The organism is Streptococcus sp. 9903 (assembly GCF_013276625.1).
GTDB lineage: Bacteria > Bacillota > Bacilli > Lactobacillales > Streptococcaceae > Streptococcus.
The window spans coordinates 1-20,524 of sequence record NZ_VMLI01000023.1; the positions used below are offsets into that span (position 1 = coordinate 1).

Below are 20,524 nucleotides of genomic sequence, written 5' to 3' on the forward strand. Positions count from 1 at the left end.
TTTAGGACATCCATTACAGACAAAGGTAGCTTTGTCTAGTAAAGGACAAGGAAGGTTATGGCCTGTAGACTCTCGGACTTGTCTGTTTCGTTTGACCTCTTTGGAAACAGTAGTTGGGTCTTTTAGAATGGATTGTCCAATAGCTTTGAATGTTTCACCGCGCTCTAAACCTAATTGGATATCATTACGGTCTGAAAGGGTAAGGTGTTTATGTTTTGTCATAGTAGACCTCATTTCTAATTCAAACGTCTCACACTTAATTCCACCATAAAAATCCGTTTTAGACTAATTTCCACTTTGGTCAGGCAAGTGGAAGTTACTTTGAGAAGTTACATTTGTGAAAATGGCGGATAAAACTGAATTGAGTTAATGGTCTTGCTTGCGTTTTTTGTGATAAAATAGAAATAGATTACGTGTAAGATGAGTTAGGTGTAGGATTTCTTATCTCCACTAAAATTGTTATTAGACAAAGGTTTATAGTCTGTTGAAGTTAGAATAGTACACTGTAACTTCTAAAACAGTGCTAGAAAATGATTTGAATTTCCTAATCGATTTAGTCATATTTTAGTTCATTTTTCTATAAAACATAACAAGAATGTTATTGCTTTATATAGAGAGATTGATATAGAAAGGGGTGCAGTAAAGGTAGATATCTTCTTGTGCCTCTTTTGCCATATTAGAAAGGAGATTTTATGGTTCAGACAAAACAGCCAAATATTATTTTGATTGTTGTAGATCAAATGAGAGCAGACGCCTTATCCTTGAATAGTAAGGATAAGCTAGTTAGCACTCCAACATTAGATATGATGGCTAGTGTAGGTTATAATTTTGAAAATGCCTATTCTCCAGTTCCTTCTTGCGTTCCTGCTAGGGCAGCTTTATTGACTGGCTTAGACCAAGATAAAAGTGGACGTGTTGGTTATCAAGATGAGGTGCCTTGGAATTTTACTAATACTCTTCCAAAAGTCTTTAAAGATATGGGGTATCAGACAGAATGTATTGGTAAGATGCATGTTTTTCCTTCCAGACAGAGACTTGGGTTTGATCATGTCTTGCTTCACGATGGGTATCTACATGTTGATAGAAAGTATGACAAGGCTTATGGAAGTCAATTTGATTATGCTAGTGACTATCTAGCCTTTTTAAAGGGTAAAGTTGGTTATGATGTTGATTTGATTGATGACGGAATGGATTGTAATTCTTGGGAAGCTAGACCTTGGGATAAAGATGAGAAGTTACATCCAACAAACTGGGTTGTGAGTGAGTCCATTTCATTTTTACAAAGAAGAGATCCAACGGTTCCTTTTTTTCTCAAAATGTCTTTTGAAAAACCACATGCTCCATTAAATCCCCCAAAATATTATTTTGATATGTATATGGAACGCTTGCCTCAATTTCTCGATTTGCATATTGGGAATTGGGAAGTATTAGAAAAGCAAATTCCGTCTATTTATGCTTTAAGAGGGAAATTAAAGGAAGATGATCAGAGAAGAATGGTTGCTGCTTATTTGGGATTTATTACTCATATAGACCATCAAATTAGTCGCTTTTTGACTGCCCTAAAAGAATTTCGTCATGATAAAGATACGATTATCTGGTTTGTTTCGGATCATGGAGATCAGCTTGGTGAACATTATCTGTTTAGAAAGGGATATCCTTATCAAGGAAGTATCCACATTCCTTCGTTTATTTACGACCCGGCTGGATTGATAGCTGGTAATAGGGGAACAATCAAGCAATTAGTGAAAATCCAAGATATTTTTCCTTCACTCGTGGATTTGGCAGGAGGAACTACTACAGATGAACTAGATGGACGGAGTGTTAAGAATTTATTATTTGGACAGTACGAGGGGTGGCGAACAGAATTTCATGGTGAACATGCTTTAGGAAAAGATTCTAGTCAATATATCTTGACAGACCAGTGGAAATTTATCTGGTTTCCTGTTTTAAATCATTATCAGTTATTTGATATGAAAAAAGATCCGCATGAAATGAATGATTTGTATCCAAGTGAAAAATACCAACCTATTGTTCGTCAGATGAAGAAAAAATTAGTAGACTTTCTTAGATATAGAGAAGAAGGTTTTGTTGTGGATGAAGAGTTAGTTCCTGTTGAACTTTCTAAAATAACACCCACTCTAACGAAAACGGGGGATAGTCAATCATGAAAATGAAAAAAATCAAGGGTGGGACATTTATGATGGGAACAAATTCTGAGGAGGGATTTTTAGATGATTTTGAAGGTCCTCAAGTTGCTGTTAGTGTAAAGGATTTCTCCATTGCGGATACTCCAGTTACGAATCAAGAATTTGCTCAATTTGTGAAAGAAACAGGCTATAAAACACTAGCTGAGCGACAAGAGTGGTCTTTTGTTTTTATATTGTTCGTTCCAGAGGCAGAAAGGGAGGGATATCCTCATCCTGCTGGGGCTCCGTGGTGGTTACAAGTTCCGAACGCTTGCTGGAAACATCCCTACGGTGAGAACAGTAATCTAGTGGGTTTAGAAGACCATCCAGTAGTTCATGTTGCTTTAGAAGATGCATTGGCTTTCTGTAATTGGAGCGGAATGTCTTTACCGACTGAAGCACAGTGGGAATATGCTGCTAGAGGAGGAAAACAATCTGAATATCCTTGGGGAGACATTCTTTTAGAAGGTGGATATTATCATGCCAATACTTGGCAAGGAAGATTTCCTTATGAAAATACTGGCTTAGATGGATTTATAGGAACGGCTCCTGTCTATGAATTTTTACCTAATGATTTTGGTCTATATCAAATGATTGGGAATGTTTGGGAATGGTGTCGCAATCCGAGATATACCTTATTAGCTAGTTTTAATGAAGATGACTATGAGTTGCCAAAATATGGGATACAAGAGGAGGAGTATGCTATCAGAGGAGGTTCCTTTTTATGTCATTGTTCTTATTGTAATCGATACCGAGTAGCTGCTAGAAATGGATGTATTTCTACTTCCACTAGTAGCCATCTAGGTTTTAGATGTTTGAAAGAATAGGATGGACTTAAAAAGTGGTTGAGATTATTTATTTTCTAATCATTATAATAGCTAGTGGATTGGGTTCTATATCAGGCATGGGTGGTGGAATTATAATTAAGCCACTTATGGATAGTTTTGGATACCATTCGGTCAGTGATATTGCTTTTTATTCTAGTTTCTCTGTTTTTATAATGGCGATTATTTCAACAATCAAAAGATTTTCACAAAGTAAAGAGATAAAATGGAGATTGATTTTTACGGTATCCTTTTCTTCTGTTTTAGGAGGATTTCTAGGTCATCTTATTTTTCAAGTTTTGTTATCTCAATTATCAGTACGGCTAGTATTCATTGTTCAAATGATTTTACTATTTGTGATGCTACTTGTATCATTTGTTTTAGCAGATTTAAAAAAAACTTATCAATTTGATAAGATAGGATTCTATATGATTTGTGGTCTTCTATTGGGCTTGATTTCTAGTTTTTTAGGGATTGGTGGTGGCCCGCTCAATGTATCTTTATTGATGGTGTTTTTTTCTATTTCGATAAAAGAAGCAACGATGTATTCTCTTGCAATTATTTTCTTTTCCCAGTTGTCTCATTTGGCTACAATTGTTATGGTTACAGGTTTAAATCAGTATCATTTAGCACCTGTTCCAGTTATTTTTCTTGCTTCTATATGCGGAGGGGTATTGGGGACGGTTGTATCAAAAGTCTTACCTGAAAATTGGGTAAGATACTGTTTTAAAGGGATGTTATTCTTTGTCATGGGAATGACTTTATATAATTTATTTCATATTTTGTAAGGTCAGTGTGAAAATATTTAAATAGATTTCTTGTAAAAACTGGATTTAACGCCCTCCATTTGTCAAATTAAACTAGACAGTCTTACCAACTCAGAAAATACCTGATGAGGTGTTTGGTATCCAAGGGATTTAGGTGGGATGTGATTTCTTGAGGCTGGGAAAAAAGTCTTTAAAATTAAAAAACGCATAATATCAGGTGTTGAAAACTTTGATATTATGTGTTTTATTGTGGGAATATTTATTTCATTTTTCTGAAATTGAGTTTTTGCCCAGCCTAAAATTCTTGACTGACTTCGTTGAAATCTGTCTGCTTTGGCAAGTCATGACACCTTAAAAGTCTATTTGAATGTTCGTTGAGACACCGCTGTCTTGGACATCCTAGATTCGCAAAAAAGCTCTCACTATCGTGCTGATTGGAAATATCTTTCCATTTTGAAAACTCTTTTCCACAGTCAAATGTAATAGATTTAAAGAGGTTCACTAGAAATTGTGCTAGCCACCCTTGGATGGATTCTGCCACATATTTTGCCCTACGACTCTTGGTCTTCAAACTGACAATCAATTGACTATACCTGTTCGCTCACAAATAGGAGAGAACTTTTTACGAAAATCTAATGAATATGCCATAAGAACATTATACCGCAACGTGTACTATTTTTGGTTCATTTTACTATAGAAACTATTGAAGCACCTGTACGAAAATACATCATGAAAAAGCAGAGATAGGAAGAAACAAAGCCTTTTCCTATGGTAGGTAGATTCCTATATCTGAATATTGAAGGGATTTCAGAAAGCCGATTGGAGTGATTTTATTCATGATAGGAAAAAGGATCTGGACAAAAATGATTGAGAAATAGTTGCTAAAAAAACGTTTGCATGATACTATATATTGAAAGGAGGTGATAATATGGTAGAACAAAAAAAATCAATTACCATGAAAGATGTTGCTTTAGAAGCAGGAGTTAGTGTTGGAACAGTTTCACGTGTAATTAATAAAGAAAAAGGCATTAAAGAAGTAACCTTGAAAAAAGTGGAACAAGCAATTAAAACCTTGAATTACATTCCAGATTACTACGCTAGAGGAATGAAAAAAAATCGAACAGAAACGATTGCAATCATTGTACCAAGTATCTGGCATCCCTTTTTTTCAGAATTTACTATGCATGTGGAAAATGAAGTCTATAAGAGGAATAATAAATTACTCTTATGTTCTATAAATGGTACAAATAGAGAGCAAGACTACCTGGAGATGTTGCGTCATAATAAAGTTGATGGAGTGGTTGCTATTACCTATAGTCCAATTGAACATTACCTGTCGTCAGGAATTCCCTTTGTCAGTATTGACCGTACATACTCAGATATTGCCATTCCTTGTGTTTCATCAGATAATGATGCAGGTGGAAGAGAAGCAGCTAAACAATTAATTAGTAAAGGATGTCGGCATTTAGCCTTTGTGGGCGGACATAATACAACCATTAATGAAACTAAACGTCGTAGAATTTCATTTGAAAAGTATGTCCAAGAGCATAAAATACCTCTTAGTATTTTTGATTTGGATGAGACAGTTACTGACTATCATGGAAAGCTAGAGAGTTTCTTGGAAGAAAATCCTTCTATAGATGGAATTTTTACAATCAACGATTTTACAGCTTTGGATGTGACTGAAATTCTAGAAAAGAATGGCAAACGTATTCCTCATGATGTCCAAATTATTGGATACGATGGAATTAAAATGGCTGGAGATAGAGATTATCTACTTTCAACAATTGAGCAACCCCTGGAGGAAATGGCTAGAGAAGCTGTACGAATCCTATTTGATATCATCGAAGGAAAGGCTGTTAATTTGCAGACCATCCTACCAGTAAAATTTGTTGAAGGAAAAACAACAAAAAATGAAAATAAGTCTTGACAGAAAGCGCTATCAATGATAGAATAAATTCAGATAAAAAAGATTTATTTTTTTAGAACAAAAATGAAACGTTTCAAAAACAAAATAAATAGACAGCGCCAAGCGTTATCTTTTTAAAACAAAAAATGAAACGTTTCAAAAAAAGGAGGTTGCTATGAATAGCAAAGCGAAGCAAGTTTCTCTTTGGGAAAGAATCAAGAAACAAAAACTCTTGTTATTGATGACTGTCCCTGGTTTAGTTTTAACCTTTATCTTTAAATACATCCCTATGTATGGGGTTTTAATCGCATTTAAAGATTATAATCCCTTAAAAGGAATTTTAGGGAGTGATTGGATTGGTTTTTCTGAGTTTACAAAATTCATATCCTCTCCCAACTTTGGTATCTTGTTAGCCAATACTTTAAAATTAAGTATCTATGGTTTATTGCTTGGCTTTTTACCACCAATCATTCTTGCTATTATGCTCAATCAACTCTTGAGTGAAAAAGTCAAAAAACGAATTCAGCTCATTTTATACGCACCAAACTTTATATCAGTCGTTGTTATCGTTGGTATGATTTTCCTTTTCTTTTCAGTGGGAGGACCAATTAACAATTTTCTCTCTATGTTTGGAATGAAGGCTGACTTCTTGACAAATCCAGACTTCTTTAGACCCTTATACATCTTTAGTGGTATCTGGCAAGGAATGGGATGGGCTTCAACGCTCTACACGGCAACATTGGTAAATGTAGATCCAGCCTTAGTAGAAGCAGCCCGACTGGATGGAGCCAATATCTTCCAACGAATCTGGCACATTGATATTCCATCTCTTAAGCCTATTATGGTTATCCAATTTGTTTTAGCTGCAGGTGGAATCATGAATGTCGGATATGAAAAAGCATTCCTGATGCAGACATCGTTGAACTTGCCAACTTCTGAAATTATCTCTACATATGTCTATAAAGTTGGTCTTGTATCAGGAGACTATTCTTACTCAACAGCGGTTGGTTTGTTTAATGCAGTGATTAACGTAGTATTGCTAGTCGCTGTTAACCAAATCGTTAAACGCATGAATAATGGTGAAGGAATTTAAGGAGGGAAGCATGAAAAATTCGATTATGGATACCAAATTTGATAGACGTATCTTACTCTTAAATAAAATCATTATTGTCTTTATCGTTTTGATAACCTTACTTCCTTTACTTTATATCGTCGTAGCATCCTTTATGGATCCTAAGGTTCTGGTTAGTAGAGGGATTAGCTTTAATCCAGCCGATTGGACGGTAGAAGGTTACCAGCGTGTATTCAGTGACCAATCTATTCTAAGAGGTTTTATCAATTCTCTACTATACTCTTTTGGCTTTGCGGCTTTAACAGTCTTGCTATCTGTGTTCACAGCTTATCCTCTTTCTAAGAAAGACTTGGTAGGACGCCGTTGGATTAACTACTTCTTGATTGTGACCATGTTCTTTGGTGGTGGTTTAGTCCCAACTTACTTGCTGGTAAAAGATTTGGGAATGCTAAATACTCCATGGGCAATCATTGTTCCAGGTGCTGTCAATGTTTGGAATATTATTCTTGCTAGGGCCTATTTCCAAGGATTACCTGACGAATTAGTTGAAGCAGCCGTCATTGATGGTGCAAATGATTTACAGATTTTCTTCAAAATCATGCTTCCTCTTGCAAAACCAATTATGTTTGTTCTCTTCCTCTATGCTTTTGTAGGACAGTGGAACTCATACTTTGATGCAATGATTTATATCAAGGATCCAAACTTGGAACCATTGCAACTTGTACTTCGTAAAATTCTCATTCAGAGCCAACCAGGTCAAGATATGATTGGGGCACAAGCGGCTATGAATGAAATGAAACGTTTAGCTGAATTGATTAAATACGCAACTATTGTCATTTCTAGCTTGCCATTGATTGTTATGTATCCATTCTTCCAAAAATACTTTGATAAAGGAATTATGGCTGGTTCACTTAAAGGATAAAAAAAGAAAAAATAAAAGGAGTTTTCTCATGAAATTCAAAACATTCACAAAATCAGCAGTTTTGTTGACAGCTAGTTTAGCAGTACTTGCAGCCTGTGGCTCAAAAAATACAGCTTCAAGTCCAGATTATAAGTTGGAAGGTGTAACATTCCCGCTTCAAGAAAAGAAAACATTGAAGTTTATGACAGCCAGTTCACCGTTAGCTCCCAAAGATCCAAATGAAAAATTGATTTTGCAACGTTTGGAGAAGGAAACTGGCGTTCATATTGACTGGACCAACTACCAATCCGACTTTGCAGAAAAACGTAACTTGGATATTTCTAGTGGTGATTTACCAGATGCTATCCACAACGACGGAGCTTCAGATGTGGACTTGATGAACTGGGCTAAGAAAGGTGTAATCATTCCAGTTGAAGACTTGATTGATAAATACATGCCAAATCTTAAGAAAATTTTGGATGAGAAACCAGAATACAAGGCCTTAATGACAGCACCTGACGGACACATCTATTCATTCCCATGGATTGAGGAGCTTGGAGAAGGCAAAGAATCTATCCATAGTGTCAACGATATGGCTTGGATTAACAAAGATTGGCTTAAGAAACTTGGTCTTGAAATGCCAAAAACTACTGATGATCTGATTAAAGTCCTAGAAGCTTTCAAAAACGGGGATCCAAATGGAAATGGAGAGGCTGATGAAATTCCATTTACATTTATTAGTGGTAACGGAAACGAAGATTTTAAATTCCTATTTGGTGCATTTGGTATAGGGGATAACGATGATCATTTAGTAGTTGGAAATGATGGCAAAGTTGACTTCACAGCAGATAACGATAACTATAAAGAAGGTGTCAAATTTATCCGTCAATTGCAAGAAAAAGGCTTGATTGATAAAGAAGCTTTCGAACATGATTGGAATAGTTACATTGCTAAAGGTCATGATCAGAAATTTGGTGTTTACTTTACATGGGATAAGAGTAATGTTACTGGAAGTAATGAAAGTTATGATGTTTTACCAGTACTTGCTGGACCAAGTGGTCAAAAACACGTAGCTCGTACAAACGGTATGGGATTTGCACGTGACAAGATGGTTATTACCAGTGTAAACAAAAACCTAGAATTGACAGCTAAATGGATTGATGCACAATACGCTCCACTCCAATCTGTGCAAAATAACTGGGGAACTTACGGAGATGACAAACAACAAAACATCTTTGAATTGGATCAAGCGTCAAATAGTCTAAAACACTTACCACTAAACGGAACTGCACCAGCAGAACTTCGTCAAAAGACTGAAGTAGGAGGGCCACTAGCTATTCTAGATTCATACTACGGTAAAGTGACAACTATGCCTGACGATGCCAAATGGCGTTTGGATCTTATCAAAGAATATTATGTTCCTTACATGAGCAATGATAACAATTATCCAAGAGTCTTTATGGCACAGGAAGATTTGGACAAGATTGCCCATATCGAGGCAGATATGAATGACTATATCTACCGCAAGCGCGCTGAATGGATTGTAAATGGTAATATTGATGCTGAGTGGGATGATTACAAGAAAGAACTTGAAAAATACGGACTTTCAGATTACCTTGCTATTAAACAAAAATACTACGACCAATACCAAGCAAACAAAAACTAGAGGTTGATTATGGGAGATAAGAAATACACAGTAGAAAAAGCCAATCGTTTTATAGCAGAAAATAAACATCTCGTTAATACTCAATATAAGCCTGAAGAACATTTTTCAGCTGAGATTGGTTGGATCAATGATCCAAATGGATTTGTCTATTTTCGTGGAGAATACCATCTCTTTTATCAATTCTATCCATATAATAGTGTTTGGGGGCCTATGCACTGGGGACATGCTAAAAGTAAGGACTTGGTGACTTGGGAGCACTTGCCAGTGGCACTTGCTCCTGACCAAGACTACGACCGCAATGGTTGCTTCTCAGGATCAGCTATCGTCAAAGACGATCGCCTCTGGCTCATGTATACTGGTCACATCGAAGAAGAAACCGGTGTTCGTCAAGTGCAGAATATGGCATTTTCAGACGACGGGATTCACTTTGAAAAGATTGAACAAAATCCAGTTGCAACTGGAGCAGATTTGCCAGATGAGTTAATTGCTGCTGATTTCCGTGATCCAAAACTCTTTGAAAAAGATGGACGCTATTACTCCGTAGTAGCTGCCAAACACAAGGATAATGTGGGCTGTATCGTTCTACTAGGGTCCGATAACCTAGTAGAATGGCAGTTCGAATCCATCTTTTTAAAAGGGGTAGAACACCAAGGCTTTATGTGGGAATGCCCAGATTACTTTGAGTTAGATGGGAAGGATTGCCTTATTATGTCACCCATGCGTTATCAGCGTGAGGGAGACTCATATCATAACATCAACTCATCGGTTTTGTTTACGGGTAAGGTAGATTGGGGAGAAAAACGTTTTATCCCAGAATCAGTTCAAGAAATTGATCATGGCCAAGACTTCTATGCGCCTCAAACATTGTTGGACGATCAAAATCGTCGTATCCTGATTGCTTGGATGCAGACATGGGGGCGTACCCTTCCAACCCATGACCAAGAACACAAATGGGCATGTGCCATGACTTTACCTAGAATTCTAAGATTGGAAGATGGCAAACTAAGACAATTCCCTGTTAAAAAAGGCCAATATCAAATCCAAATAGATAAAAATTGTCATTACCACTTAGGAAATGATACAGATTATCTTGAATTTGGTTATGACAGTAATGCGCAGCAAGTTTACATTGATCGTAGCCATCTTGTTCAAAAAATTCTAGGTGAAGAAGAACAGGACACTAGTCGACGGTATGTAGATATTGAAGCTAAAGAATTGGATGTTATTTTAGATAAAAATTCCATCGAGATTTTTGTCAATCAAGGTGAAGCAAGCTTGACTGCAACTTATTACTTAACAGTGCCAGCGGAGCTATCACGAATCGATTAAAAATTAAGTTACTTCTCCTAAAGAAAAAGTTCTCTTTCTAGCAAAATGGAAAGAGAACTTTTTTCTAATTAAGTAGAGCAGATTTCTGTTTAAACAACTCAATTTTATTTTCGCAATAAAAGATTAAATCTTGAGCTTTTTCAAAAGTATAGCCTTTTTCAGATACAGATTTCACTTTCTTCTCATCAAAATAGTAGCCAGTCAAACCAGTAATTTCTTCTGAAAAGGTAAGGTAGTAGCCTGTTTCAATCCCCTCATCTAGATTTTTGGAAAATGACTTCATCAAGCGTCCAAAGAGAGACTTTTTCGCCTTTTCATCACTGGAATCACTCCCTAAGTTGGTTGAAATCAAGCCAGGATGGTAAGAATTGACGGTGATGCTTGAACCTTTTAGAAAGAATTCTCTAGCTAGATAGCGTGTCATCCAAATAGTGTAAAGTTTGGAATTATTGTAGGCCAATCCTGGATTATAGCTGTTCTTAAATCCAAAGTCCAAATCCTTGACCTTGGCAAAATGATGCATATAGGAAGAAGTATTAATGACACGGCCGTCAGCCGCTTTTTCTAACAAGGGACTTAGCTCAGTTGTTAACATATAGGGAACCAGAACGGATAACATAAAGGTCAACTCGACATTTTCAGCACTCGCTTTTCGTTCTTTTCCAGCATAAAGTCCTGCATTATTAAACAAGATATCAATACTTTGAAAGTCTCGCTTGATTTCCTCCACAAAGCGATAAACATCGTCTAATTTGGAAAAATCTGCAAGGTAGCTAGAAACTCTGCCTCTCAAGGAAACTGTCCGAACCTCTTGAGTGGCCAATTCAAGTTTTTGGGGATTTCGACCATGGAGGATGACATGATGGCCTTGGCTGGCCAATTTCTTTGCCAAATGTTTACCAATACCGTCAGTAGCACCTGTTATTAGAATCGTTTTGACCATATTAGTCCTCCAAGAAAGCCAGTAGTTCTTTTGAAAATTCGTCTGCATATTGGAAAATCGAACCGTGGCCAGCATTTGGATAGATGATCAGCTTACTATCTTTTATTTTCTCATGCATATCATAAGAATTTTCCGTTGGAACCTGCATATCCTTATCACCATTGACGATTAAGGTTGGTTGTGTGATAAATGTTAGGTCGTCTTGAGGATCTTTCCCCCAACGTTTAATAGCTTTGAGTTGAGTTAGGAATCCTGATAGGTTCATGTTTTTATCCGCAAATTCCTTTGTTCTCATCCCCATTCGTCCTAGGACTTTCAAAGCTTCAATTTTTCCTTGTTCATCATGATTATAGAAGATATAGCGTTTAGGATCGATGCGCTCGAGTCCCGCTTTAAACATATAGTTAAAGGTTTTCCCTGTGACCTTATCGACCTCTTTTCCACCTCGAGGTCCTGTTCCAGCCAAGATTAAACGATTGACTAGAGTGGGATTTATTCTGATGATTTCTTGGGCAATCATACCTCCCATAGAAAGGCCAAGAAGATTGATATTATCGTAACCAAGCGCTTTTACAAAGTCAATTGTCTGCTTAGCCATTCCAGGAATCGTCGAAGCAACTTTGCCCTGACTGGCTCCAACTCCAGGAAGATCGATTACAATGACATGGTGCTTTTCAGCAATCAAGTCCAAGAGTTTAGGGTCCCAGTTATCGAGAGTCGCTGCCAAATGGACCAGCATCAGAAGAGGTAAATTTGATTTGCCTTTACTAAGTTCGCGATAAGCGATTTTGTTCCCGTCGACTGTGATGTATTGATTTTTTGTAGTAAGATATGACATTGTGTTTTCCTTTTTATTTCTTAAGGCTGAGAACTGTTTTTCCACGAGAGCGACCATTAGCGACTTTGTCTAATGCGCTATTTACCTCTTCAAATGGATAAACTGTATCGATAGAGGGTTTGATTTCTAATTTACTAAAGAGGTCAGCTACCTCTTGTAATTGAGCGCCATTGCGTTCTACAAAGATAAAATGGTATTGGACACCGTATTTTTCCGCCATCTTATCAAATTTGCGACCTGCTAAGGTAAGAATCATCTGTTTCCATTTTGGTAGATTCATGCGTTTGGCAAAGGCACCGTTTGGCATGGCACGGAGGGAAACAAGATGACCACCTTTTTTCATGATAGATATTTGTTTTTCAGTTTCAGCTCCACCGAGAGTATCGAGGACATAATCCACCTGGCTAACAGTTTTTGTATAATCCTCTGTTTTGTAATCGATAAAGCGATCTGCTCCAAGGTTCAAGACTCGCTCAGCGCTAGCTCCATCCCCATTGGTGATGACTGTCAAACCTTTGGCCTTGGCAATCGGAATGGCCATTCCACCAACTCCTCCAGTACCACCAGAAATAAAGATCGTTTTCCCAGCTTGAGCGCCCATGAGGTCAAGAGCCTGCATAATGGTTAAGGCAGTAAGAGGAACAGCAGCAGCTTCCTCGTCTGATAGATAGTCTGGAACCTTGGCTAAGGCTTGGCTATCGACAGCTACGTATTCTGCAAAGGCGCCGATATGATCAAGTGGGAGACGGCTAAAGACACGATCTCCTACCTGAAAGTTGTTAACTTGTTTGCCAATGCTTTCAACGATTCCAACCACTTCGTTACCTGCAGTTTGAGGAAGTTTGTATGGAACAATCATCTTAACCTCACCACGAGAGATCATGTTATCGAGAGGATTAACACCAGCTGCGGTGACTTTGACTAAAACTTCTTTGTCTGTAATACTTGGTTTAGCGATTTCTGTGATGTTAAGTGTGATATTCTTTTTGTTATAAGTAGTATGTTGTGCGGCTTTCATTGTCTTCTCATTTCTTTTTATTTTATATACTTGTATCTAATACAAGTATATGTTGTTTCCAGTAAAAACTGACTTGTTATCAAATCAGTTTCGGACTTGTTTGGCTTGTTTATATAGATTGTCAATGACATCTTCTAAAGTTTGATTTGCTAATTCCTTCTCTAGTTGAGATTCGGCACTAGCGAAAAGCGGTGAAACTGCTCCTTGGATATGTTTTCCAACGGGACAATCGGGATTACTATTTTGATGAACAGGGAATAAACTAATGTGATTGATTTCTTGAGTAGCATAGTAGATTTCTAGTAAAGTCATTTTCTTTGGAGACTTACTGAGTTGATAGCCTGTTTTTCCTTGATGGGAAGTAATTAAGCCTGCATTTTTCAACAAGGCGATCACTTTTCGAATGTAACTAGCATTGGTCCCGACACTAGTAGCTAGTGCTTGAGAACTTAAGGTTTCCTTGCTTTCACTAATCATTGTTAAGATATGCAAAGCAACTGAGAATTTTGTATCCATCTGAACTCCTTTTTGATAAACATGTATCAGATACAAGAACAAATATATCAAAAATAAAAAGAAAAGCAAGACTTTTGTATTAAATTTTTTAAAATTTTAAGTGCAATCAGATTAGAGTTGTCTGGAAAGGATGTTCACAAAATTATATCTTTAATATCCATTGGTTGACCAAAAGTAGAACAGATACGAAAAAAAGCCTTTACTCAAGGCTTTTCCTGTTGTATGTAGATGCCCCCTACAGGGATCGAACCTGTGACCCACGGATTAAGAGTCCGCTGCTCTGCCAGCTGAGCTAAGGAGGCAAAGAAAAAAGCTGTATTGGTGCCGAAACTTCACGGTTTGTATTGAACCCGCGCAATTAAGCAGGTGGGCAACTCGCTCTAACTGAAGCTGTTTCCGTGTGAGACGGCCTACATGCTGTTAGAAGACTTTTGTTTCCCTAATAATACAAAAAATAGTCGGTCAACACTTAAGTGTGAAGTCGTACACCACAGCGTTTCTATGTTTATATGATACCACTTTTTCAAAAAAAATCAAGAGGAAAGTGCAATTTTTTGAAAAGGATTTCAGATTTTTCGCAAACGGTCGATAGCTTCCTTTCTTTGAGCCAAAGCCCGTTCATATTTACCAGTATCTTCTGCTTGGAAATAGTGATGATTGCGAATTTTTTCTGGCAGATAGTCTTGCTTGACCCAATTTCCAGGATAGTTGTGTGGATAGAGATAGCCTTGGGCATTCCCCAGTTCCTTGCTTCCGCTGTAGTGCCCATCACGCAGGTGTCGCGGAATAGGCAAGTGTCCTGATGTTTTGAGGTCAGCAAGTGCCTTATCCATAGCTACATAGGCTGAGTTGGATTTTGGAGAAAGGGCCAAATCAATGACGACATTGGCAATGAGAATGCGGGCTTCTGGGAATCCAATCCTTTGTGCAGCATCCAGAGCAGTCACGGTATGAATCTGGGCCTCAGGATTGGCCAAACCGATATCTTCATAGGCGATAACAGTCAAGCGACGAGCGAGACTTGGCAAATCACCAGCCTCAATCAAGCGGGCAGCATAGTGAAGACTGGCATCGACATCCGAACCTCGTATGGACTTTTGCAAGGCTGAGAGAACGTCGTAATGTCCATCCCCATCCTTATCCATAGTGATGTAGCTTCTCTGAAGACTATTTTCCATGATGTCTAGGGTAATATGGCGAATACCCTTGTCATTTTCGGGAGTAGAGAGAACAGCCAAGTCCAGTGAGTTGAAGGCAGAGCGAAGGTCTCCGTTTGTAGAGGTTGCGATGAAATCCAGCGCATCCTCATCTAGTTCTACTGGAAAATCAAAACCACGCTCAGGGTTACTTAGAGCTATCTGCAGGGCCTCTTTGACGTCTTGGTTAGACAGAGGTTCCAACTCAAAAATTTGAACACGGCTACGAATGGCAGGAGTGACAGAAAAGAAAGGATTTTCAGTCGTAGCCCCAATCATGATGACCAGACCACTTTCCAAGAGAGGCAAGAGGAAGTCTTGCTTGGTTTTATCTAGTCTGTGAATCTCGTCTAGTAATAGGACGAGACCACCAGAGAATTTAGCCTCTTCCGCAATTTCTTGCAGCCGTTTTTTACTATCAACTGTCGCATTGAAAGTTCGAAAGGCATACTTGGTCGTTCCAGCGATGGCAGAGGCAATACTGGTTTTGCCGATTCCAGGAGGTCCATAAAGAATCATGGAAGACAGGCGGTTGGCTTCCACCATGCGGCGGATAATTTTTCCAGGTCCAACCAGATGCTCCTGACCAATGACCTGGTCGATGGTTTTAGGGCGCATACGAAGCGCGAGATTGTCTGGCATAGCAGTCCTTTCTAACGTGGATTTTCTGATGTATATGTGGTAAGATGGTAGTATCTATTTTAGCATATTTCCGAGCAATCGGGGCGATTAAGAGTCGCATAGAAAGAGGACAAAATGGCAACATACGGATTTTTAGATGTTTTAGAGGAAGAGTTGGAGAAGAATTTTCCCTTTGACTTTGAGATTAGTTGGGACAAGCGCAACTACGCGGTAGAAGTGAGTTTTCTATTGGAAGCGCAAAATGCTGCAGGTGTGGAGATGGTGGATGAAGATGGAGAGGTTTCATCGGATGATATTCTCTTTGAAGAAGCAGTGCTTTTTTACAATCCTGCCAAATCAACAGTCAATGAGGAAGACTATTTGACTGTCATCCCTTACTTGCCTAAAAAAGGATTTTCTCGTGAATTTTTAGCTTATTTTGCGCTATTCCTTAAAGATACTGCCGAGGTTGGACTAGATGCCCTTATGGACTTTTTGGAAGACCCAGAAGCAGAAGAATTTGTCATGGAATGGAACCAAGAAGTCTTTGAAGAAGGAAAAGTTGGCTTGGAAGAAGGAGAATTTTATCCTTATCCGAGATACTAGGAGTTGGATGGAGATTTTATGAAGAAAATTGGGATTTATTTGGTTTATGTGCTAGCTGTTGTCTTTATTATGCTGGCTTGTGCTTGTGGAACAATCGCATTTGCAGAGTTGGGGTATTCCACAGTTTTAGTCTTTACTTTTGGTTATGCCTTCGCTCTTCTAAGTATATATTTAATCTTTATTCTTCATGAGCTGGGACATGCTTTTTGTGGCTACTTGACAGGCTATCGGCTGGTGGCTTTTGGGTTAGGACATTTTATTTTGACCAAAAAGTCAGGCAGGTTTCATCTTAGTAGAACAGCCATTCTGAAAAATGTTGGTGCTCAATACATTGGTTTAAAAGAGGATGAAAGTGATCAAAGAATCATCCTGATGCTTTCAGGAGGCTTGATGGTTCATCTCAGCTTGATATTATTGGCGATAGTGTTTGGGTTTTTGACAAGAAGCTGGTATTTTGCAGGGACTTGGATTTTTCTTAATTTGTCTTTCTTCCTAAATAACATTTTGCCAGTCGGCATCACCGATGGCGCAAAAATTTGGGAATTGCTACAACACCCTGCAAATACGAAATACGCCTACTTGATGTTGAGGCATTCTGCCCAGACCTTGCTAGCTCCTCAAGAATATGATTTAAAAGACTTTATCATGCCTGTTGATGAGGAGGCGAGAGGGAGTTTTGCAGAAAGTGTTCAGACTCTTCAGGGCTTGGTATTCATATTGGATGATAATATAGAGCTTGCAAAGCAACAGTTGCAGTCTGTGCTAGAGAAAACAGATAATCCAATGTCTAAAACTATTTCTCAATTATACCTTCTTCAAATTGCTCTGATGGAAGGAGATAATAAGAAAGCGGAAGAATATGCAAGTATTCGAGGAGTCAAATCCTTTTTATCTCTAAAAACAGCAGATATGCAGGTCATTCAAGCTTGGTATCAATTTAAGGTAAAGAAAGATGTAGTTCAAACTCACAAGGCTATGAAGATTGCTAGACAGAAAATGAATAGCAGTCGGATGTTACGGGATGAGAAAAGCTATTATCAAAACTGGTTAGCTGAGCTGGAAAAGGAATTAACCGAAGGAGTCTAATATGGAAATAGAAATTTCTGATTTCACAGGCTGTAAGATTGCTTTGTTTTGCGGAGATAAGCTTCTGACTATCTTACGAGATGATAGGGCAAACATTCCCTGGGCTAATATATGGGAACTACCCGGTGGTGGACGAGAGGGGGATGAAAGTCCTTTTGAGTGCGTGGCGCGTGAAGTTTATGAAGAACTGGGAATTCATCTGACTGAGGATTGTCTGCTTTGGAGTAAGGTTTATCCAAGTATGCTTTTTGCGGATAAACAATCTGTATTTCTAGTCGGTCTGTTGACACAGGCCCAGTTTGACAGTATCGTATTTGGAGATGAAGGGCAGGGCTATCAGCTGATGACTACTGAGGAATTTCTTAATTCCAGTCAAGTTGTGCCTCAGTTGCAGAATAGGGTGAGGGATTATTTGGAAGAAGTTCGATAAATGGCAAAGCTTAGCAAAAATATTAATATGTTTCTCATGGATGGTGAAGTAACTGGAAAAATCAAATGTACTTTGTCAAATTGGACGGGAGTGATTTACAAAATACCTCGTATTCAATTGGGAGATTTAAAGTCGCGTGATGAAATGAAACAAAGTGGTATTTATTTCTTATTTGGTCGAGATGAAGATAAACAGAAAGATGTGACCTATATTGGTCAGGCGACAACTCGAAAAAATGGTGAAGGGGTATTGTTGCGAATTCAAGAGCATACCCGCGATACTCATGCAGATTATTTTAATGATGTCATCATTCTAACAACTCAAAATAATTCTTTTGGTCCAACAGAAATTAGCTATTTGGAAAATAAATTTACTCAACTTGCTAAAGAAGCTGGTCGCTATATTGTGAAAAATGGTAATGATCCAAATCCTGATAATGTGACTGAGGAAAAGGAATCTGAACTGGATGAAATTGTTGAAAATACGCTAATGATTATTGGAACTCTAGGTTATCGTGTTTTTGTTCCAATGACAAAGGAAGTTAGTCAAGATTTGACTGATAATCATTCAACTTATCTTTATTTAAAGCGTAAAACTAAGAAATCTAACAAAGTAATAGAAGCAACTTGTGAACGGACAACTGAAGGTTTTGTTGTTTTAGAAGGAAGTCAAGTAGAAATAAAGGATTCTCCATACCTTCCAGCAAGTTTAAAAGAAATGCGTCAGAATTTAATAGCTTCTCGGGTCATTCAAGATGGAGTGTTAAAAGAAAAACAACTTTTTTCTAGCCCTTCTTATGCAGCGGCTTTTTTGCTGGGTATGCAAACGAACGGTCGAACTGATTGGAAAGATCAGGATGGAAGAACTTTAAAAGAATTAGAAGAATTAATAGATTGATAAGGAAAAATTTATGGAAACATGGCAAGAGTTAAAAGTTACAGTTAAGCGTGAGGGAGAGGAATTGGTTTCCAATCTCTTGATTGAGCTGGGGGCGCAAGGAGTTGCGATTGAAGACAGCATGGACTATGTGGGGAATGTGGATCGTTTTGGCGAGATTTTCCCAGAGGTTGAGCAGCAAGAAGAAATCGTAGTGACAGCCTACTATCCTGATACAGTTGATGTGGCAGTGGTTGAGACAGACTTGCAGGCTCGCCTAGCAGAATTAACAGATTTTATGGATTTGGGTGAGATCAAGATGGGGACGACTGCCTTGGCTGAGGAAGACTGGGCAGACAACTGGAAGAAATATTATGAACCAGCTCGTATTACTTATGATTTGACCATTGTGCCGTCTTGGACAGACTATGAGGCGACTGCTGGAGAAAAGATTATCAAGCTGGATCCAGGTATGGCTTTTGGTACGGGGACCCATCCAACTACCAAGATGAGCCTCTTTGCCTTGGAGCAGGTCCTTCGTGGTGGCGAAACGGTGCTAGATGTGGGGACTGGATCAGGTGTCCTTTCTATTGCCAGCTCGCTGCTTGGTGCTAAGGAAATTTTCGCCTACGACCTGGATGATGTAGCAGTTCGAGTTGCTCAGGAAAATATTGAGCTAAACCCTGGTATGGAAAACATCCATGTAGAAGCAGGAGACTTGCTTAAGGGTGTTGAGATTGAGGCAGATGTGATTGTAGCTAATATCTTGGCGGATATCCTCGTTCATCTGACGGATGATGCTTATCGCTTGGTCAAGGATGAAGGCTACCTCATCATGAGTGGCATTATCAAGGACAAGTGGGACATGGTGCGCGAGTCGGCTGAGTCAGCTGGATTTTTCCTCGAAACTCACATGGTTCAAGGGGAATGGAATGCCTGTGTCTTTAAGAAAACCAAGGATATTTCCGGTGTGATTGGAGGCTAGCATGCAGCAGTATTTTGTCAGGGGCAGTGCGATCTCTCCTGTCACCATCGAGGACAAGGAAACCGGCAAGCATATGTTTCAGGTTATGCGCTTGAAAGAAGATGATGAGGTGACCTTAGTCTTTGATGATGGTATCAAGCATTTGGCGCGTGTGCTGGATGTGGAAGCTTGTCAGTTTGAATTGGTAGAAGAACTAGCTGACAATGTGGAACTGCCCGTTCAAGTGACCATTGCATCTGGATTTCCCAAGGGGGACAAGCTAGAGTTTATCACTCAAAAAGTAACCGAGCTCGGAGCCAGCAAAATCTGGGCCTTTCCTGCAGATTGGTCCGTTGCTAAGTGGGATGGCAAGAAATTGGGTAAAAAGGTTGAAAAACTAGAAAAAATCGCCCTTGGAGCAGCAGAACAAAGCAAGCGTAATATGGTTCCAAGTATTCAGCTTTTTGAGAAGAAAGCAGATTTTCTAGCCCAACTTGACCAGTTTGACCGCGTCGTAGTGGCTTATGAAGAGTCGGCTAAAGAAGGAGAAGCCGCTGCGCTCTTACAAGCGGTCTCTGGTCTTGAAAAAGGAGCCAAATTGCTCTTTATCTTTGGTCCAGAAGGTGGTCTGTCACCTACAGAAATTGAGAGTTTTGAAGCTAAGGGAGCAGTCTTGGCAGGACTTGGTCCTCGCATTCTAAGAGCAGAAACAGCACCGCTTTACGCCTTATCAGCCCTTAGTGTTTTATTAGAATTAGAGAAATAAGAGGAAGAAA

The 20,524-nt window shown here is 38.7% G+C and carries 21 protein-coding genes and 1 tRNA gene; 14 read left to right on the forward strand and 8 right to left on the reverse strand.

Annotation, left to right across the window (positions count from 1 at the left end; all coding sequences use genetic code 11):
- Window positions 1-222: helix-turn-helix domain-containing protein (locus HT696_RS08445; protein ID WP_173283370.1), on the reverse strand; the 222-nt coding region annotated here is incomplete at its 3' end.
- A 470-nt stretch (window positions 223-692) separates the two neighbouring features.
- On the opposite strand from HT696_RS08445, the gene HT696_RS08450 reads away from it, so the two are divergent.
- The 3 genes from HT696_RS08450 to HT696_RS08460 are packed head-to-tail and all read left to right on the forward strand — an operon-like array spanning window position 693 to window position 3,798.
- Complete coding sequence (locus HT696_RS08450; RefSeq protein ID WP_173282439.1) at window positions 693-2,168, forward strand: arylsulfatase; 1,476 nt, start codon at window positions 693-695, stop codon at window positions 2,166-2,168.
- Window positions 2,165-3,013: a formylglycine-generating enzyme family protein gene (locus HT696_RS08455; RefSeq protein WP_173282440.1), complete on the forward strand. Its 849-nt coding sequence runs from the start codon at window positions 2,165-2,167 to the stop codon at window positions 3,011-3,013. Before HT696_RS08450 ends, HT696_RS08455 begins: the two co-directional genes overlap by 4 nt.
- Before the next feature lie 14 nt (window positions 3,014-3,027).
- Window positions 3,028-3,798: a TSUP family transporter gene (locus HT696_RS08460; protein WP_173282441.1), complete on the forward strand. Its 771-nt coding sequence runs from the start codon at window positions 3,028-3,030 to the stop codon at window positions 3,796-3,798.
- A gap of 274 nt (window positions 3,799-4,072) precedes the next feature.
- Here HT696_RS08460 and HT696_RS08465 read toward each other — a convergent pair whose 3' ends face one another.
- The gene (locus HT696_RS08465) at window positions 4,073-4,318 is read right to left on the reverse strand and encodes an IS30 family transposase (protein ID WP_261024936.1); all 246 of its coding nucleotides are present in this window, start codon (window positions 4,316-4,318) and stop codon (window positions 4,073-4,075) included.
- A gap of 387 nt (window positions 4,319-4,705) precedes the next feature.
- On the opposite strand from HT696_RS08465, the gene HT696_RS08470 reads away from it, so the two are divergent.
- The 5 genes from HT696_RS08470 to HT696_RS08490 all read left to right on the forward strand — a co-directional run bounded on the left by HT696_RS08470 (window position 4,706) and on the right by HT696_RS08490 (window position 10,654).
- Window positions 4,706-5,707 carry a LacI family DNA-binding transcriptional regulator gene (locus tag HT696_RS08470; RefSeq protein WP_173253179.1) on the forward strand — a complete coding sequence of 334 codons (1,002 nt, stop codon included), beginning with the start codon at window positions 4,706-4,708 and terminating at the stop codon, window positions 5,705-5,707.
- Between the two features lie 154 nt (window positions 5,708-5,861).
- A complete protein-coding gene (locus tag HT696_RS08475) occupies window positions 5,862-6,779 on the forward strand; it encodes a sugar ABC transporter permease (protein ID WP_061758450.1) in 918 nt (305 codons plus the stop codon).
- A gap of 10 nt (window positions 6,780-6,789) precedes the next feature.
- A complete protein-coding gene (locus tag HT696_RS08480) occupies window positions 6,790-7,680 on the forward strand; it encodes a carbohydrate ABC transporter permease (RefSeq protein WP_173282443.1) in 891 nt (296 codons plus the stop codon).
- 28 nt (window positions 7,681-7,708) lie between these two features.
- Window positions 7,709-9,325 (forward strand): ABC transporter substrate-binding protein, encoded by a 1,617-nt coding sequence (locus HT696_RS08485; RefSeq protein ID WP_173283562.1) that lies wholly within the window; start codon window positions 7,709-7,711, stop codon window positions 9,323-9,325.
- Window positions 9,326-9,334: 9 nt separating this feature from the next.
- Window positions 9,335-10,654: a glycoside hydrolase family 32 protein gene (locus HT696_RS08490; RefSeq protein WP_173282445.1), complete on the forward strand. Its 1,320-nt coding sequence runs from the start codon at window positions 9,335-9,337 to the stop codon at window positions 10,652-10,654.
- A gap of 64 nt (window positions 10,655-10,718) precedes the next feature.
- Here HT696_RS08490 and HT696_RS08495 read toward each other — a convergent pair whose 3' ends face one another.
- From HT696_RS08495 to HT696_RS08520, 6 genes are all read right to left on the reverse strand, one after another.
- Window positions 10,719-11,597, reverse strand: coding sequence for an SDR family NAD(P)-dependent oxidoreductase (locus HT696_RS08495; RefSeq protein ID WP_173282446.1), 879 nt, complete (start codon window positions 11,595-11,597; stop codon window positions 10,719-10,721).
- A gap of 1 nt (window position 11,598) precedes the next feature.
- Entirely contained in the window at window positions 11,599-12,435 is an 837-nt protein-coding gene (locus tag HT696_RS08500) for an alpha/beta hydrolase (RefSeq protein WP_173282447.1), read from the reverse strand.
- A gap of 13 nt (window positions 12,436-12,448) precedes the next feature.
- Entirely contained in the window at window positions 12,449-13,453 is a 1,005-nt protein-coding gene (locus HT696_RS08505; protein WP_173282448.1) for an NADP-dependent oxidoreductase, read from the reverse strand.
- An 84-nt stretch (window positions 13,454-13,537) separates the two neighbouring features.
- Window positions 13,538-13,969 (reverse strand): Rrf2 family transcriptional regulator, encoded by a 432-nt coding sequence (locus HT696_RS08510; protein WP_173282449.1) that lies wholly within the window; start codon window positions 13,967-13,969, stop codon window positions 13,538-13,540.
- A 229-nt stretch (window positions 13,970-14,198) separates the two neighbouring features.
- Window positions 14,199-14,271: transfer RNA gene (locus HT696_RS08515), tRNA-Lys, on the reverse strand.
- A 264-nt stretch (window positions 14,272-14,535) separates the two neighbouring features.
- On the reverse strand, window positions 14,536-15,807 hold the full coding sequence (locus HT696_RS08520; RefSeq protein WP_173283563.1) for a replication-associated recombination protein A: 1,272 nt from the start codon (window positions 15,805-15,807) through the stop codon (window positions 14,536-14,538).
- Between the two features lie 114 nt (window positions 15,808-15,921).
- On the opposite strand from HT696_RS08520, the gene HT696_RS08525 reads away from it, so the two are divergent.
- Genes HT696_RS08525 through HT696_RS08550 form a run of 6 tightly spaced genes read left to right on the forward strand, consistent with a single transcriptional unit; the run spans window position 15,922 to window position 20,514 of the window.
- Window positions 15,922-16,392: a DUF3013 family protein gene (locus HT696_RS08525; protein WP_173253176.1), complete on the forward strand. Its 471-nt coding sequence runs from the start codon at window positions 15,922-15,924 to the stop codon at window positions 16,390-16,392.
- A gap of 18 nt (window positions 16,393-16,410) precedes the next feature.
- Window positions 16,411-17,478, forward strand: a complete 1,068-nt coding sequence (locus HT696_RS08530; protein WP_173219577.1) for a M50 family metallopeptidase — start codon at window positions 16,411-16,413, stop codon at window positions 17,476-17,478.
- Between the two features lies 1 nt (window position 17,479).
- Complete coding sequence (locus tag HT696_RS08535; RefSeq protein ID WP_173219574.1) at window positions 17,480-17,908, forward strand: NUDIX hydrolase; 429 nt, start codon at window positions 17,480-17,482, stop codon at window positions 17,906-17,908.
- Complete coding sequence (locus tag HT696_RS08540; protein WP_173219571.1) at window positions 17,909-18,805, forward strand: GIY-YIG nuclease family protein; 897 nt, start codon at window positions 17,909-17,911, stop codon at window positions 18,803-18,805.
- A gap of 13 nt (window positions 18,806-18,818) precedes the next feature.
- Window positions 18,819-19,769 carry a 50S ribosomal protein L11 methyltransferase gene (gene prmA, locus HT696_RS08545; protein WP_173283564.1) on the forward strand — a complete coding sequence of 317 codons (951 nt, stop codon included), beginning with the start codon at window positions 18,819-18,821 and terminating at the stop codon, window positions 19,767-19,769.
- Between the two features lies 1 nt (window position 19,770).
- Window positions 19,771-20,514: a 16S rRNA (uracil(1498)-N(3))-methyltransferase gene (locus tag HT696_RS08550; RefSeq protein ID WP_173219565.1), complete on the forward strand. Its 744-nt coding sequence runs from the start codon at window positions 19,771-19,773 to the stop codon at window positions 20,512-20,514.
- Window positions 20,515-20,524: the final 10 nt, after the last annotated feature.